The sequence below is a fragment of the Aminobacter sp. DSM 101952 genome (assembly GCF_001424795.1).
GTDB lineage: Bacteria > Pseudomonadota > Alphaproteobacteria > Rhizobiales > Rhizobiaceae > Aminobacter > Aminobacter aganoensis.
Window position 1 is genome coordinate 49,276 of record NZ_LMCL01000034.1, and the last position, 15,144, is coordinate 64,419.

The window sequence follows — 15,144 nt, forward strand, 5'->3', positions numbered from 1 at the left end:
GGACGGTCAGATTATCGGGCCGCGTCCGGAGCTGCGACGCGGAGCAGCAGGTAGCCGACCAGCCCCGCGGCGAGCGAGCCCAGCAGGATGCCGATCTTCGCCTGTGCCTGAAGGTCGACGTCGCCTTCGAAGGCCAGCAGCGTGATGAACAGGCTCATGGTGAAGCCGATGCCGCACAGGAAGGCCGTGCCCGCAAGTTGCAGCCAGCTTGCATGGACCGGAAGATCCGCGACGCCAAGGCGTATCGCCAGCGTTGAAAGGCCGAACACGCCGACAAGCTTGCCGGCCAGAAGCCCGAGCCCGACGCCCATCGTCACGGGTGCGGCCAGGGCTTCCGCCGGCAGGCCGAGGAAAGGCACGCCGGCATTTGCCAGGCCGAAAATCGGCACGATCAGGAAGCCGACCGGCACATGCAGGCGGTGTTCGAGGTGGTGCAGCGGGCTCTTGCTCTCGTCGTCCGGGTGGCCGGGCGTGGGCCTGAGGGGAATGGTGAAGGCGAGGATCACGCCGGCCAGCGTGGCGTGGACGCCGGAGCGGAGCACGAACACCCACAGGACCAGCCCGAGCAGCAGATAGGGCGTCAGTCGTTTCACGCCGAACCGGTTCATCCCGAAAAGCACCGCGATCACGGCGGCTGCGCCCGCGAGGTCCGGGAGCGACAGGCCTGCCGTGTAGAACAGCGCGATGATGACCACCGCGCCGAGGTCGTCGATGATCGCCAGCGCGGCGAGGAAGACGCGCAGCGAGGCCGGAACCCGGTCGCCGAGCAGCGACATGACGCCGAGTGCGAAGGCGATGTCGGTGGCCGCGGGGATCGCCCAGCCGCGTGCACTCGGACCGGCGTTGAACGCCAGGTAGATCAAGGCAGGCACGACCATGCCGCCAAATGCGGCGATGCCCGGCAGCGCACGTCGTGACCAGGTGGACAACTGCCCGTCGAGAACCTCGCGCTTGATCTCCAGCCCGACCAGCAGGAAGAACACCGCCATCAGCCCGTCATTGATCCAGTGGGAGACGGACATCGGTCCGACATAGGTGCGGAGCAGGCCATCATAGGCGGGCCAAAGCGGCGAGTTCGCGGCGACCAGCGCCAGCGCCGCAGCCCCCATCAGGATCAGTCCGGCCGAGGACTGATTGTCGAGGAACCGGCGCAGGGCGCTTGGCTGGCGATTTACGGGATTGGTCATGGGCGTCTCCGGACAAAGGCTCTCGGCGCTGACGGCCCGACCAGCGCTGGAACCTGCCCGCACAAGGCGAACACCCAGCGTGGATATGGCATCTGGGGACGCCGATCGCAACCCGACCGGTGTTTGTCCTCGTCTCGCGCCCGCTGGCCATGCCGGCAAAGTTCGGCTAGCTTCGTTTCATCCGAAACATTCCGGTGAACCTTTTTGCGGCCAACGACGACCAAGCAGACAGGAGCCCGGCGGTTGCACCGGCCATGAACATCGCATCAGACCCTATGTCCGATCGTGATCTCGTGAGCCGCGTCGCGAACGGCGACCGCGCCGCCTTGCGGCTCCTGTTCACGCGCCACCACGCACGGGTCTACCGTTTCGTGGCGCGCCAGACGGGGTCGGAAGCCATGGCGGATGACGTTGCTAATGAAGTGTTCCTGGAGTTGTGGCGCAAGGCGCCGCAGTTCGAAGGCCGTTCGGAAGTCTCGACCTGGCTGCTCGGCATCGCCCGCTTCAAGGCGCTGTCGTCGCTGCGCAAGCGCAAGGAGGACTGGCTCGACGACGACGATGCCGCCGCCGTGCCCGACGGCTCGGACACCCCGGAAGTGGTGACGATGAAGCTGGACAAGGGCGCAGCCCTGCGCCGCTTCGTCGATGCGCTGGCCGAGGAGCATCGCACCGTCATCGACCTCGCTTATTATCACGGCAAGTCGGTGACCGAGATCGGCGAGGTGCTGGACATTCCGGTGGCGACGGTGAAGACGCGGATGTTCTATGCCCGCAAGAAGCTTGGCGAAGCCTTGAAGGCCGCCGGATACGACAGGGGCTGGCCATGAGCGCTGCCGAGAAGATGTCCCGCCGCGACGAGATCGAAACGCTGCTGCCGTTCTACCTGAACGGTACGCTGGAAGGCGCCGAACTGGCGACTGTCGAGGACTGGCTCGTCAGCGATCCGGCCGCACCCGCCGCTCTCGAGGCCGCCGAGGCCGAGTTCTCCGGCGCGATGGCGTCCAACGAGGCGATCCGCCCGCCGGCCGATGCGCTGAGCCGCTTCTCCAGGATGCTCGATGCCGAAGCCGGGCCGGTGCGCGAGCCGCAGGCGCAGTCGTTGCTGTCGCGTGTCTGGGAAAGGTTCATGGGCCTGCCTGTTGGCGTCGCCTGGGGTGCGGCTGCGACCCTTCTGGCGCTGGTCATGGTGCAGTCGGTGCTCGAACCCGGCGGCCGCGGCAACGATGTTCAGGTCGCCGGCACCGGCGAGGAGCAGTCGAAGCTGCCCTTCGCGCTGGTCACGTTCAAGCCGGATTCCAGGATGGCCGACATTGCCGCGCTGCTCGGCGACAACGGGGCTGCGATCATCGACGGCCCGACGGCAAGCGGCGTCTTCCGCGTCGCCATTCCCGCCGAGACGGTCGTCGACTACGACCGCATCGTCGGCCTGATCGCGGCGGCACCCTTCGCCGATACGGTAACGGCGGGAAGGAAGCCAGCGGGATGACACTGCCGGGGCAGGTTACAGGGTTGATGCTGGCGGCGACATTGTTTGCCGCCGCGCCTGCTCTTGCCCAGACCAACGATCCCAGCCTGACGCCGCAGCAGCTGGATTGCCTCAACCGAACGACTGCCGCAACAAGCGTCGATTGCCTGCAGCCCGGCGCCGGCCCGACGCCAGGCGGCCCGGCCGATGGTAGCGGAATCCCGCCCCGGGCGGTCGGCTTGCCCGAATTGCTCGTCGACCTCTTTCCCAATCCCGGCGACTTTCCCGGTGTCGCATCCGGCGGGCAGGCAGCTGTTCCGGTGCCGACGCCAAACCCGCTGCGCGACCCGGCCGCCGCAAGCCCCGATCCGTCTGGTGGCGGCACCCAGGCGGGCGGAACGCCGACACCGCCGCCACCTGATGTGCCTCCGCCCGGAACGGCGATCATCGCACCGCCGCGTGCCATAGCGGGCGCCTTCGTGCCCGACGAGGTGCTGGTCACCGTTGATGGCGGTGCGCCTGTCGCCCAGGCTGTCGCTGCCGCCTATGGCCTGGAAATCCGGTCGCAGCGACTGTCGGCCCTGCTCGGCACCAGTCTCGTCCGCTACGGCATCCCCGATGGCCGTCCGGTCGGCACGGTGCTTGCGCAGCTCGCCGGCGACGGCCGCACCACGACACGCGAGCCCAATCACATCTACGAGTTGCAGCAGGCGGCAGCGGTGCCCAATTTCGCCTTCCAGCGTATCGCGCTCGACGAGGCCGCCGCTAATGGCGAGAACGTCAGCGTCGCGGTCATCGACACCGCCATCGACGACACCCATCCGGCGCTGAAGGGCGTTGTCGCGGGGAGCTTCGACGCCATGCCGGGGGTGACCGTCACCGCCCGCGACCATGCCACCTCGGTCGCCGGCCTGATCGCCGGCACGGGGCCGTTCAAGGGCATGGCGCCGGGCTCGAAGATCTTCCATGCCCGCGCCTTCGAAGGCGGCAAGTCCAACATGGAGATCATTCTCAACGCGCTCGACTGGGCCGCCGAGCAGAACGTCCAGATCGTCAACATGAGCTTCGTCGGGCCCAAGAACGCGCTGCTGGAGCAGGCCAGCCGTGGCGCCCGCGCCCGCGGCATGATCTTGGTCGCTGCCGCTGGCAACAATGGTCCCGGCGCGCCCTATGGCTACCCTGCTGCCTACAAGGGTGTCATCGCGGTGACGGCGACCGACGCCAAGGACGCGCTGATGAAGCAGGCCAATCGCGGGCCTTATGTCTACATCTCGGCCCCCGGCGTCGATCTCATGGCGCCGGTCGGCGGCGGCACCGACCTGGTGACGGGCACCTCGTTTGCCGCAGCCGTGGTCAGCGGCGCGATCGCTAACCTGCTGCACAATGAGCCTGGGCGCTCGGCCGACTCGATCGAAAAGGCGCTCGCCGCCACGGCCACCGACCTTGGCGACAAGGGCCGCGACACCGATTTCGGTTTCGGCCTGATCAACACCAAGGCCGCCGAAGCCGCCCGGGAGTAGGGGCTCGCCTCAGTCCGGCTTGCTTTCCTCTTCGAAGGTCACCGCGACGTCGGCATTGGCCGACAGGCGCACCTTATTCCCCTCGGTCTCTGCAACGAGCGCCATGGAGATGTAGTGATGATGGCCGCGATGGCTGCCTTCGCCGCTGTCCCGTTTCGTGAGCTTGATGCGCCCGTCCTCGACCTTGTCGACGGTGCCGATGTGCACGCCGTCGGCGCCGATGACTTCCATGTGCTCGCGAATTGCTGTGCTGGCTGACACGACCGTTCTCCTTGTCTGGGATTGCAAACGAAAACGCGCTAGGTCCCGATTGGATGCACGGATCGAACTTGCCTTGGCCGAAATTCGCACTTCTTGTTGCAAACGATTTGCAATTGCATTGACAGGCAGGCCGGCTGCCATTAGGTAATGGCAACGTATCTGCCGCCTGAGCGGCGCGCATTCTCGAACGGGACCCCCATGACAGCGCTACGCACCACCCTTGCCGCCATCGCCATGCTCGCGGCCATGCTCGGGCTTTCGGCCTGCTCCCAGGACAGCGAAGCCGGCGGCAAGATGAAAGTGGTGACCACTTTCACCGTCATCGCCGACATCGCCCGCAACGTCGCCGGCGACGTTGCCGAGGTGGAATCGATTACCAAGCCCAATGCCGAGATCCACAACTATCAGCCGACGCCGGGCGACATCATGCGCGCCCAGAAGGCCGACCTGGTGCTGTGGAACGGGCTGAACCTCGAGCTGTGGTTCGAGAAGTTCTTCGAAAACCTCGATGGCGTCGCGCAGGCCGTCGTCTCCGACGGGGTGACGCCGATGGGCATTGCCGAGGGCCCCTATACCGGCAAGCCCAACCCGCATGCCTGGATGTCGCCCGAGGCGGCGCTGGTCTATGTCGAGAACATCCGCAAGGCCTTCGCCGAGAAGGACCCTGCCAATGCCGAGACCTATGCCAAGAACGCCGCCGCTTATGCGGAGAAGATCAAGGCAACGGTCGCGCCGATCCACACGGCCATCGAGACCATTCCCGAGCAGCGCCGCTGGCTCGCCACCAGCGAGGGCGCATTTTCCTACCTCGCCCGCGATTTCGGCTTGAAGGAGGTCTATCTTTGGCCGATCAATGCCGACCAGCAAGGTACGCCCCAGCAGGTGCGCAAGGTGATCGACCTCGTCAAGGCCAACGGCATCCCGGCGATGTTCAGCGAAAGCACGGTGTCGTCCAAGCCGGCCGAGCAGGTGGCGCGGGAAACCGGCGCCAAATATGGCGGCGTGCTCTATGTCGACTCGCTGAGCGACGAAGGCGGCCCGGTGCCGACCTATCTCGACCTGCTCAGCGTCACAACCCAGACCATCGTCAAGGGACTTGCCCAATGAACGTGCCGCTGAAGGGCCGCCCCGCGGCCCAGGTGCAGGCCGGCGACGGCCTGAGCGTCGACAACATCTCTGTGACCTACCGCAACGGCCACACCGCCCTGCGCAACGCTTCCTTCGCCATTCCGCGCGGCACCATCACGGCGCTGGTCGGCGTCAACGGCTCGGGCAAGTCGACCCTGTTCAAGTCGATCATGGGCTTCGTCCCGCTCGCCACCGGCAGCGTCGAGATATTGGGCCATCCCGGCCGCGAGGCGCTGAGGAAAAACCTCGTCGCCTATGTGCCGCAGAGCGAGGACGTCGACTGGAATTTTCCGGTCCTGGTCGAGGACGTGGTGATGATGGGCCGCTACGGCCACATGAACTTCCTGCGCATGACGCGCGGCATCGATCGCGAGGCGGTGGATGCCGCGCTCGAACGCGTCGGCATGGCCGACTTCCGCAAGCGCCAGATCGGCGAGCTCTCGGGCGGTCAGAAGAAGCGCGTCTTCCTGGCGCGCGCGCTGGCGCAGGAGGGCGAGCTGATCCTGCTCGACGAACCCTTCACCGGCGTCGACGTGCGCACCGAAGAAGCCATCATCGCGCTTTTGCAGGGCCTGCGCGACGAAGGCCGGGTGATGCTGGTCTCGACGCACAATCTGGGTTCGGTGCCGCGCTTCTGCGACCGCGCGGTGCTGATCAACCGGACCGTGCTGGCCGCCGGGCCGACCTCGGAAACCTTCACCAAGGCCAATCTGGAAAAGGCCTTTGGCGGCGTGCTGCGCCAGTTCATCCTCGGCGGCTCCGAACTGCATGACGATGCCGACACCCGGCAGGTAACGGTGCTCACCGACGACGAGCGACCCTTCGTCATCTATGGCGACGGCGCCGAGAAGGACGCCGGCGCCAGGAAGGGCGGGCGCAAGAAATGATCGCCATGCTCCTCGAGCCGTTCGGCTACGGCTACATGGTCAATGCCATGTGGGTGTCGGCGCTTGTCGGTGGCGTCTGCGCCTTCCTGTCGGCCTATCTGATGCTCAAGGGCTGGTCGCTGATCGGCGACGCGCTCTCGCATTCCATCGTCCCGGGTGTCGCCGGCGCCTACATGCTCGGCCTGCCCTTCGCGCTCGGCGCCTTCCTGTCGGGCGGGCTGGCGGCGGGGGCGATGCTGTTCCTCAACCAGCGCACCAAGCTCAGGGAAGACGCCATCATCGGCCTGATCTTCACCTCCTTCTTCGGCCTCGGCCTGTTCATGATCTCGCTGTCGCCGGCCTCGGTGAACATCCAGACCATCGTGCTCGGCAACATCCTGGCGGTGACGCCGGCCGACACGCTGCAACTGGCGCTGATCGGCGGCATTTCGCTGGCCATCCTGCTCGCCAAGTGGAAGGACCTGATGGTCGCCTTCTTCGACGAGAACCACGCGCGCTCGATCGGCCTCAACCCCGACAGGCTCAAGGTTCTGTTCTTCATGCTGCTGTCGGCCTCGACGGTGGCGGCACTCCAGACCGTCGGTGCGTTCCTGGTCATCGCCATGGTGGTGACGCCGGGCGCGACCGCCTACCTGCTCACCGACCGCTTTCCCCGGCTGATCGTCATCAGCGTGGTGATCGGCAGCGTGACCAGCTTCGTCGGCGCCTATGCGAGCTATTTTCTCGATGGGGCTACGGGCGGCATCATCGTGGTGGCGCAGACGCTGATCTTCCTCACGGCGTTCGTCTTGGCGCCCAAGCACGGAATGCTGGCGGCACGGCGGCGGGCGCGGCTGGAACTGGAGGCGGGGGCATGAGCGAGTTTGTGACAGTCATCGCTGCCCCTCACCCTTACCCTCTCCCCGTAATGACGGGGAGAGGGGGATCGCCGACGCTGCCGCTTCTCCCTTCTCCCCGTCCTTCACGGGGAGAAGGTGCCGGCAGGCGGATGAGGGGCTTTGAAGGCCGCGTGTCTTCGCAACGCGAGGTCCAGCCATGATCGAAACCCTCACGCTCCCCTTTGCCTTCCCGTTCATGCAGCAGGCCTTTGCCATCTCGCTCTTGGTGGCAGTGCCGATGGCGTTGTTGTCGTGTTTCCTGGTGCTGAAGGGCTGGTCGCTGATGGGCGATGCCATCAGCCATGCGGTGCTGCCCGGCGTGGTGCTGGCCTACATCGCCGGCATCCCCCTTGCCATCGGCGCCTTCGCCGCCGGCATGACCTGCGCCCTGGCGACCGGCTACCTCAAGCAGAACAGCCGGATCAAGGAAGACACCGTCATGGGCATCGTCTTCTCCGGCATGTTCGGGCTCGGCATCGTGCTCTACACCAAGATCCAGACCGACGTGCATCTCGACCACATATTGTTCGGCGACATGCTGGGCGTGAGCTGGAGCGACGTCGGCCAGACCGCCGTGATCGCGCTGATCGCCACCGGGGCGATCGGCATCTTCCGTCGCGACCTGTTGCTGCATGCCTTCGACCCGCAGCACGCCCAGGCCATCGGCCTGCCGGTCAGGCTGCTGCACTACGGGCTGTTGACGATTCTGTCGCTGACCATCGTCGGGGCGCTCAAGGCGGTCGGCATCATCATCGCCATCGCCATGCTGATCGCGCCCGGCGCCATCGCCTATCTTCTCACCGACCGCTTCGAGCGCATGCTGACGGTGTCGGTGCTGGTGGCGGTGCTGTGCTCGTTCGCAGGCGTCTATCTCAGCTTCTTCATCGACAGCGCGCCGGCGCCGACAATCGTGCTTTTGATGAGCCTGACGTTTGTCGTCGCGTTCTTCGTCTCCAAGCGGCGGACCGAGCTGAAGCAGCGGCAGGTGACGGTGGAGTGATTGGTGCTCTTCTCCCCGTCATTACGGGGAGAAGATGCCGGCAGGCAGATGAGGGGCGGCGCAAGCGTTGCAGATTGCCCCTCACCCTTACCCTCTCCCCGTGAAGAACGGGGAGAGGGGGACGTCGACGTCCAGCCCCTACCCCCGCCCCGGCGCTTTCAGCGCCGACCCTCCCCACAAGGGGGAGGGTAAGTTCCTATGCCGCCACCGCCGTCCGCCGCCGATCGAACGAGCGGCCGTCGCCGTCGAAGATGTGCAAATCGTCGGCGCTGGCGGCGAGGCGGATCACCGTGCCACGCTTGATCTCGACATTGCCGGGCAGCTTGGCGGTCAGCGGCTGGTCCGGCCGGCCGATGTCGACATAGACGAGTTGGACCTCGCCGAGCTGTTCGACATAGTCGACCATACCCTCGAACAGGAAGTCGTCGCCGGTCGCGACATAGAGATCCTCGGGCCGGACGCCGAAGCTGACGGCCTTGCCCTGGGCGTCGGAGGGCGTGGCCACCGGCACCGGCGACTTTCGCCCGGCGAGGTGTGACACGAGGCTCGTCTCGCCGGCGCGTTCGATGGTGGCCGGCAGGATGTTCATTGCCGGCGAGCCGATGAACTGGGCGACGAACAGGTTGCCCGGATGCTTGTAGAGCTCCATCGGCGTGCCGACCTGCTCGATGCGGCCGTCCTTGAGCACGACGATGCGGTCGGCCAGCGTCATCGCCTCGACCTGGTCGTGGGTGACGTAGATCATCGTCGTCTCGGGCATCGATTCCTTGAGCTTGGCGATCTCGATGCGGGTGGCGACGCGGAGTGCTGCATCCAGGTTGGACAGCGGCTCGTCGAACAGGAAGACCTTCGGGTTGCGCACGATGGCGCGGCCGATGGCGACGCGCTGGCGCTGGCCGCCCGACATCGCCTTGGGTAGGCGGTCGAGATATTTGGTCAGCTGCAGAATCTCGGCGGCGGCGCGCACCCGCTTGTCGATCTCGGCCTTGCTTTCCTTGGCGATCTTCATGCCGAAGGCCATGTTGTCGTAGACCGTCATGTGCGGATAGAGCGCGTAGGACTGGAACACCATGGCGATGCCGCGCTTGGACGGCGGCACGTCGTTGACCTTCTCGCCGGCGATCTCCAGCGTGCCACCGGTGATTTCCTCGAGCCCGGCGATCGAGCGCAGCAACGTCGACTTTCCGCAACCCGAAGGGCCGACGAAGACGATGAATTCGCCCGATTTGATGTCGAGGTCGATGCCGTGGAGAATGTTGAGATTACCGTATGACTTCTTGACGTCCCTGAGCGTTAGATCGGCCATGGTTTCCTCCCAGATTTCGTTCAGCGTCGGTCAGGCGAAGCGCCCGAACCAGGCGCCGTAACCGCCGAGCCGGACCGCACCGGCGTCTGTCTTTCCATCGAGCCCGTGTCCCGCCAGGGGCTGCAGGCTCTTGCCCCCGAGATCGACCGTGGCCGGCGCGCTGCCGAGATTGAAGACGCAGACGGTCTCCTCGTTGCCCTCGCGGCGGCTGAAGGCGACCGTGTCGCCCTGCGTGTCGAGGAACGAGATGTCGCCCTTGGCAAGAGCCGGATGCGAGCGACGGAAGGCGAGAAAGCGCCGGTAGTGTTCGAGCAGCGAGGCGGCGTCGCCTACCTGGGTGTCGACCGCCTTGGCGAGATGGTCAGCCGGCACCGGCAGCCAGGGCTTGGCCTTGGAGAAGCCGCCATTGGCCGAGTCCTTGTTCCACACCATCGGCGTGCGGCAGCCGTCGCGGCCCTTGAATTCAGGCCAGAAGCGGATGCCGTAGGGGTCCTGCAGGTCCTCGAAGGCGAGATTGGCCTCGGTCAGGCCGAGTTCTTCGCCCTGGTAGATACAGACCGAGCCGCGCAGCGACATCAGCAGCGCCGAGACCACCTTGAGATAGGCGGTGCGGTCGGCCTCGCCCATGCCCCAGCGCGAGGCGTGGCGGACGACGTCGTGGTTGGAGAAGGCCCAGCACGACCAGCCGTCGCTGGCGGCCCTGCCGAAGTCTTCGAGCACCGTGCGTACCTTGGCGGCCGAGATCTTTTCCGGCGCCAGGAAGTCGAAGGCGTAGCACATCTGCACCTTGTCGCCGCCGGCGGTGTAGGACGCCACGACTTCGAGGCCGCGCTGGGAATCGCCGACCTCGCCGACGGCAGCGGCAGCCGGATATTCGTTGAGCACGGCGCGGAAGCGGGCGAGGAATTCGAGGTTCTCGGGCCGGCTCTTGTCGTAGATGTGGTCCTGGAAATTGTAGGGGTTCACCGCGGGTGCGGTCTGGTCGTTGCGCTCTTCGGGCGGCAGTGCGGGATTGTCCTCGAGGCCGGCCGAGTGGAAGTAGAAATTGATCGTGTCGAGGCGGAAGCCGTCGACGCCGCGGTCGAGCCAGAAGCGGGTGACGTCGAGCAGTGCGTCCTGGACGTCGCGGTTGTGGAAGTTGAGGTCGGGCTGCTCGGACAGGAAATTGTGCAGGTAATACTGCATGCGCCTGGTGTCCCACTGCCAGGCCGAGCCGCCGAAGATCGACAGCCAGTTGTTGGGCGGGCTGCCGTCGGGCTTGGCGTCGGCCCAGACGTACCAGTCGGCCTTGGCGTTGTCGCGGCTCGCCCGGCTTTCCCGGAACCAGGGATGCAGGTCGGAGGTGTGCGAGATGACGCCGTCGATCATCACCTTGAGGCCGAGCCGGTGCGCCTCCGATATCATCGCGTCGAAGTCGGCCAGCGTGCCGAACATCGGGTCGATGTCGAGATAGTCCGAGATGTCGTAGCCGAAATCCTTCATCGGCGACTTGAAGAAGGGCGAAATCCAGACGGCGTCGGCGCCGAGGTCGGCGATGTGAGCCAGCCGCGAGATGATGCCCTTCAGGTCGCCGATGCCGTCGCCGTTGGAGTCCTGGAAGCTGCGGGGGTAGATCTGGTAGATCACCGCCCCCCGCCACCAGTCGCGATCCGCGGCGGGAACAGGATTTTCGATTTTGCGCACAGCGGACTGCATTGGAGCTAGCCTCCCTTGACCGAGCCCGCGAGCAGGCCGCGGACGAAATAACGTTGAAGCGAGAAGAACACGATCAGCGGCACGATGATGGTGACGAAGGCCGAGGTCGTGAGGATTTCCCAGTCGCCGCCGCGCGAGCCGAGCAGGGCGTTGAGCTTGCCGGTCAGCACCAGCTGGTCGGAGCCCGAGCCGAGGAACACCATCGCTACCAGAAGATCGTTCCAGACCCAGAGGAACTGGAAGATGGCGAAGGAGGCGAGCACCGGGAAGGACAGCGGCAGCACGATCTTGACGAAGATCTCGAAGTCGCTGGCGCCGTCGATGCGGGCAGACTCCATGATCTCGCGCGGCAGGCCGGCGATGTAGCTGCGCAGCAGGTAGATGGCGAAGGGCAGGCCGAAGCCGGTATGCGCCAGCCATATGCCGAGATAGGTCTTGGCCGGCACGCCGAAGAACAGCCCGACGCCGTTGTAGAGCTTGAGCAGCGGGATCAGCGACATCTGCAGCGGCACGACGAGCAGGCCGATGATGACGGCGATCAGAAGCGCGCGGCCGGGAAAGCGCATCCAGGCCAGCGCATAGGCGGCATAGGCGGCGATCAGGATCGGAATGATGGTCGCCGGAATGGTGACCGTCAGCGAGTTGATGAAGGAGCGGCCGATGCCCTCCGAAAACAGCACCGTCTGGTAGTTGTCGGTGGTGAAGCGCGGCGGCGACGAGGCGGAGAAATAGACGCGCTGTCCGCGGCTGCCCTCGAACGCCTTGGGCGAGGACATGACGTAGGAGCCGTCGTCATTGACCTGCAGCGTCACGCCGTCGCCGAGATCGGCGACCGCGCCGGCCTCGTATTGCGTCGGCTGCTGCGCCTTGGTGCCGAAGGCAGTGATCGTGCGCGCATCGCCGGCGCCGAACAGATTGCCCATGATGTGGAACTTGCCGTCCTTCTCGACCTGCTTGTCGGCGGCGTCGGTGCGGCCGGCTTCGGTCTGCGACGAGGTCGACAGTGCCGTCCACCAGCCCGAGACGATGAGCTGGTCCTTGTCGCGCAGCGAGCTGACCAGGATGCCGAGCGTCGGGATGGTCCAGATGGCGACGAAGACGAGCACCGCGATGTGGACGCCGAAACGGCCGAGGAAGGACTTTCCGCTTGAACTGGCCATCTCAGTGTCCTCCCCCGCCTTCGCGATTGGCCTGGCGGATGTTCCAGATCATGATCGGCACGACGGCGAGCATGATGATGACGGCGATGGCAGCACCACGGCCGAAGTCGCCGCCGCCGCGGAACATCCAGTCGAACATCAGGTTGGCCAGAACCTGGCTGTTCCACTGGCCGTTGGTCATCGTCAGCACGATGTCGAAGACCTTGAGCACCAGGATGGTGATGGTCGTCCAGACGACGGCGATGGTGCCCCAGATCTGCGGCACCATGATCTTCCAGAAGATCTGGAACGGGTTGGCACCGTCGATGACTGCGGCTTCGATTGTCTCCTCGGGAATGCCGCGCAGGGCGGATGACAGGATGACCATGGCAAAGCCGGTCTGGATCCAGATCAGGATGACCATCAGGAAAAAGTTGTTCCAGAACGGCGTCGAAATCCACACCTGCGGATTGCCGCCGAGATACTGCACGGCGGCGTTGAGGATGCCGATCTGGGTCTGGCCCTCGGCGCGGTACTCGTAGACGAATTTCCAGATCACGCTGGCGCCGACGAACGAGATGGCGAGCGGCAGGAAGACCAGGCTCTTGGCGATGTTGCCCCACCAGATCTTGTCGGTGAGCACGGCGATGATCAGGCCGAAGAAGGTGCAGGCGGCCGGAACGACGGCGAGCCAGAGCAGGTTGTTGAAGATCGAGTTGCGGAACTCGCGGTCGCCGAAGGCCCAGCTGTAGTTGGCGAGCCCGACGAAGTTCTCGCCGCTGCGGTCCATGAAGGACAGCCTCAGCGTCTCGATCACGGGATAGACGAGATAGACGGTGACGATCAGCATCGCCGGGCCGACGAACAGCCATGGCCGGATGAGGCCTTGGCGGCGGAGGTTGTCGACGGCGGCAGCGCCCGAGACGCCGCGCGACGGGAAGACCGCGTCGAGGATCTTGTTGGCGCCCCAGTAATAGACGACGCAGCCGCCGACGCCGACGATGATGGTGAAAATGGCTGAAAGTATCTGTGCCGTCATGGGATCAGTCCCTTTTCAACGGGCTGGTTCGAACAGACTGCAGGGATGGAAAGACGCCCCCTCATCCGCTCTCCGCGACGCCCGGGGCACCTCTTCCCAGCGGGAGAGGGACCGGGACGGCGCCGCCGGTGCCTTCCCCAGGGGAGAAGGCGGCCGCGAAGCGGCAGGACGAGGGGGCGAACTAAGACGCTCTTACTTGATCGCGTCCCAGCTCTTCTGGATGTCGGCGGCGACATCGGCTGCGGGCTTGCCGCCGACGAGGTCGATCATGCCGGTCCAGAATGCGCCTGCGCCGATCTTGCCCGGCATCAGGTCGGAGCCGTCGAAGCGGAAGGTCGAGGCGTTGACCAGGATGTCGCCCTGCTTCTTCAGCGCCTCGTTGCCATAGGCCTCCTTGTTCGCTGTCTTGAGCGGGGTCAGGAAGCCCGACTGGGCCATCCAGATCTCATGGGCCAGCGGCATCTTCAGGAAGTCGATGAAGGCGCGCGCGGACTTGGAGTCCTTGGCGATCGTGAACAGCGTGCCGCCGCCGAGCACCGGGTTGCCGAGCTCGGGCTTGGAAGCCATTGGCGGCAGGTAGAAGAAGTCGGCATCCTCGCCGAGCTTGGTGCCTTCGGGGAAGAAGGACGAGATGAACGACGCCTGGCGATGCAGGTAGCACTTGGGCGGCACCGCAAACAGGCCCTTCGGGCTGTCGCGGAAGTCGGTCGCCGCGACGGCCGCCTTGCCGCCGTCGACATATTTGTCGTTGGTGGCGATCTTGGCGAAGATGTCGAGCGCGCCGACCACGGCCGGATCGTTGAACGGGATCTCGTTCCGGGTCCACTTGTCATAGACGTCGGGCGCCTGGGTGCGCAGCATGATGTCTTCGACCCAGTCCGTCGCCGGCCAGCCGGTGGCGCCGCCCGAGCCGAGGCCGATGCACCACGGCACGCCGCCATCGGCGACGATCTTGTCGGTCAGGGCCTGCATCTCTTCCCATGTCTTGGGAACTTCATAGCCGGCTTCCTCGAAATTCTCCGGCACGTACCAGACCAGCGACTTCAGGTCGGCCTTGAACGGGAAGCCGTAGAAGCCGGGCTTGCCTTCCTTGTCCTTGTAGGTGCCGAGGTCGACCCAGGACTGGCCGGCGCCGTAGTTTTCCTTGACGAAGTTGGCTGTGCCCTCGTCGAGCGGGGTGAGCAGGCCCTTGGATGCCAAATCCTGGATGAGGCCGGGCTGCGGCAGGATGGCGATGTTGGGCGGGCTGCCGGCCTGGGTGTCGATGACGATCTGCTGTTCGTAGTTCTCGGACGACGAGTAGTTGATCGTGGCCCCGGTGGCCTCGCTGAAATATTCGAGCACGGAGCGGGCCAGTGCCTCGTCTTCGCCGCGCCACGGTCCGAAGATCGAGAGCGTTTCGCCCTTCAGGTCGACCTTCTTGAGTTCTTCGAAATTGGCCCAGGTGAAACGGGCGTCCTCGCCCGGCTTGAACTTCAGCTCCGCCGAGGCGGGCGCGCTCAGGGCGACGGCGGCCAATGCCACGCCCAGTAACAGGGATTTCCTCATGTCTTCCTCCCAGTGGATCGAAAACTCCGGACGGAACCTCCATTCCGCCCGCCTGCACCGCCCCGACTGTGCCCCAGACTTGCGCGAGCTG

Annotated in this window: 14 protein-coding genes; 7 read left to right on the forward strand and 7 right to left on the reverse strand. The window is 65.5% G+C overall.

Annotated elements, in window-relative coordinates; genetic code table 11:
• Positions 1-11: 11 nt before the first annotated feature.
• Positions 12-1,187: a Na+/H+ antiporter NhaA gene (gene nhaA / locus ASC75_RS23175; RefSeq protein WP_055981198.1), complete on the reverse strand. Its 1,176-nt coding sequence runs from the start codon at positions 1,185-1,187 to the stop codon at positions 12-14.
• Positions 1,188-1,441: 254 nt separating this feature from the next.
• Here nhaA and ASC75_RS23180 point away from each other — a divergent pair, with 254 nt between their 5' ends.
• From ASC75_RS23180 to ASC75_RS23190, 3 genes are read left to right on the forward strand one after another with little or no spacing between them, the layout of a single operon-like run.
• Positions 1,442-2,014, forward strand: a complete 573-nt coding sequence (locus ASC75_RS23180) for a sigma-70 family RNA polymerase sigma factor (RefSeq protein ID WP_055981680.1) — start codon at positions 1,442-1,444, stop codon at positions 2,012-2,014.
• Positions 2,011-2,673: an anti-sigma factor gene (locus ASC75_RS23185; RefSeq protein ID WP_156381369.1), complete on the forward strand. Its 663-nt coding sequence runs from the start codon at positions 2,011-2,013 to the stop codon at positions 2,671-2,673. The genes ASC75_RS23180 and ASC75_RS23185 overlap by 4 nt, the downstream gene beginning before the upstream one ends.
• Positions 2,670-4,172 (forward strand): S8 family serine peptidase, encoded by a 1,503-nt coding sequence (locus ASC75_RS23190; protein WP_055981201.1) that lies wholly within the window; start codon positions 2,670-2,672, stop codon positions 4,170-4,172. Before ASC75_RS23185 ends, ASC75_RS23190 begins: the two co-directional genes overlap by 4 nt.
• 9 nt (positions 4,173-4,181) lie before the next feature.
• Here ASC75_RS23190 and ASC75_RS23195 read toward each other — a convergent pair whose 3' ends face one another.
• Positions 4,182-4,433, reverse strand: a complete 252-nt coding sequence (locus ASC75_RS23195) for a DUF2171 domain-containing protein (RefSeq protein WP_184117410.1) — start codon at positions 4,431-4,433, stop codon at positions 4,182-4,184.
• Between the two features lie 234 nt (positions 4,434-4,667).
• On the opposite strand from ASC75_RS23195, the gene ASC75_RS23200 reads away from it, so the two are divergent.
• From ASC75_RS23200 to ASC75_RS23215, 4 genes are all read left to right on the forward strand, one after another.
• Complete coding sequence (locus tag ASC75_RS23200) at positions 4,668-5,540, forward strand: metal ABC transporter substrate-binding protein (protein WP_055981686.1); 873 nt, start codon at positions 4,668-4,670, stop codon at positions 5,538-5,540.
• Complete coding sequence (locus tag ASC75_RS23205) at positions 5,537-6,448, forward strand: manganese/iron ABC transporter ATP-binding protein (protein WP_055981207.1); 912 nt, start codon at positions 5,537-5,539, stop codon at positions 6,446-6,448. Before ASC75_RS23200 ends, ASC75_RS23205 begins: the two co-directional genes overlap by 4 nt.
• Positions 6,445-7,305: a metal ABC transporter permease gene (locus tag ASC75_RS23210; RefSeq protein ID WP_055981209.1), complete on the forward strand. Its 861-nt coding sequence runs from the start codon at positions 6,445-6,447 to the stop codon at positions 7,303-7,305. Before ASC75_RS23205 ends, ASC75_RS23210 begins: the two co-directional genes overlap by 4 nt.
• Positions 7,306-7,483: 178 nt before the next feature.
• Entirely contained in the window at positions 7,484-8,326 is an 843-nt protein-coding gene (locus ASC75_RS23215; RefSeq protein ID WP_055981213.1) for a metal ABC transporter permease, read from the forward strand.
• Positions 8,327-8,522: 196 nt separating this feature from the next.
• Here ASC75_RS23215 and ugpC read toward each other — a convergent pair whose 3' ends face one another.
• The 5 genes from ugpC to ASC75_RS23240 form a co-directional block, all read right to left on the reverse strand.
• Positions 8,523-9,632 carry a sn-glycerol-3-phosphate ABC transporter ATP-binding protein UgpC gene (ugpC, locus tag ASC75_RS23220; protein WP_055981216.1) on the reverse strand — a complete coding sequence of 370 codons (1,110 nt, stop codon included), beginning with the start codon at positions 9,630-9,632 and terminating at the stop codon, positions 8,523-8,525.
• 30 nt (positions 9,633-9,662) lie between these two features.
• Entirely contained in the window at positions 9,663-11,327 is a 1,665-nt protein-coding gene (locus ASC75_RS23225) for an alpha-glucosidase (RefSeq protein ID WP_055981218.1), read from the reverse strand.
• A gap of 5 nt (positions 11,328-11,332) precedes the next feature.
• Positions 11,333-12,487 (reverse strand): carbohydrate ABC transporter permease, encoded by a 1,155-nt coding sequence (locus tag ASC75_RS23230; RefSeq protein WP_055981227.1) that lies wholly within the window; start codon positions 12,485-12,487, stop codon positions 11,333-11,335.
• A gap of 1 nt (position 12,488) precedes the next feature.
• Complete coding sequence (locus ASC75_RS23235) at positions 12,489-13,505, reverse strand: sugar ABC transporter permease (RefSeq protein ID WP_055981230.1); 1,017 nt, start codon at positions 13,503-13,505, stop codon at positions 12,489-12,491.
• 192 nt (positions 13,506-13,697) lie between these two features.
• Positions 13,698-15,053, reverse strand: coding sequence for an ABC transporter substrate-binding protein (locus ASC75_RS23240; protein WP_055981233.1), 1,356 nt, complete (start codon positions 15,051-15,053; stop codon positions 13,698-13,700).
• Between the last annotated feature and the right edge of the window lie 91 nt (positions 15,054-15,144).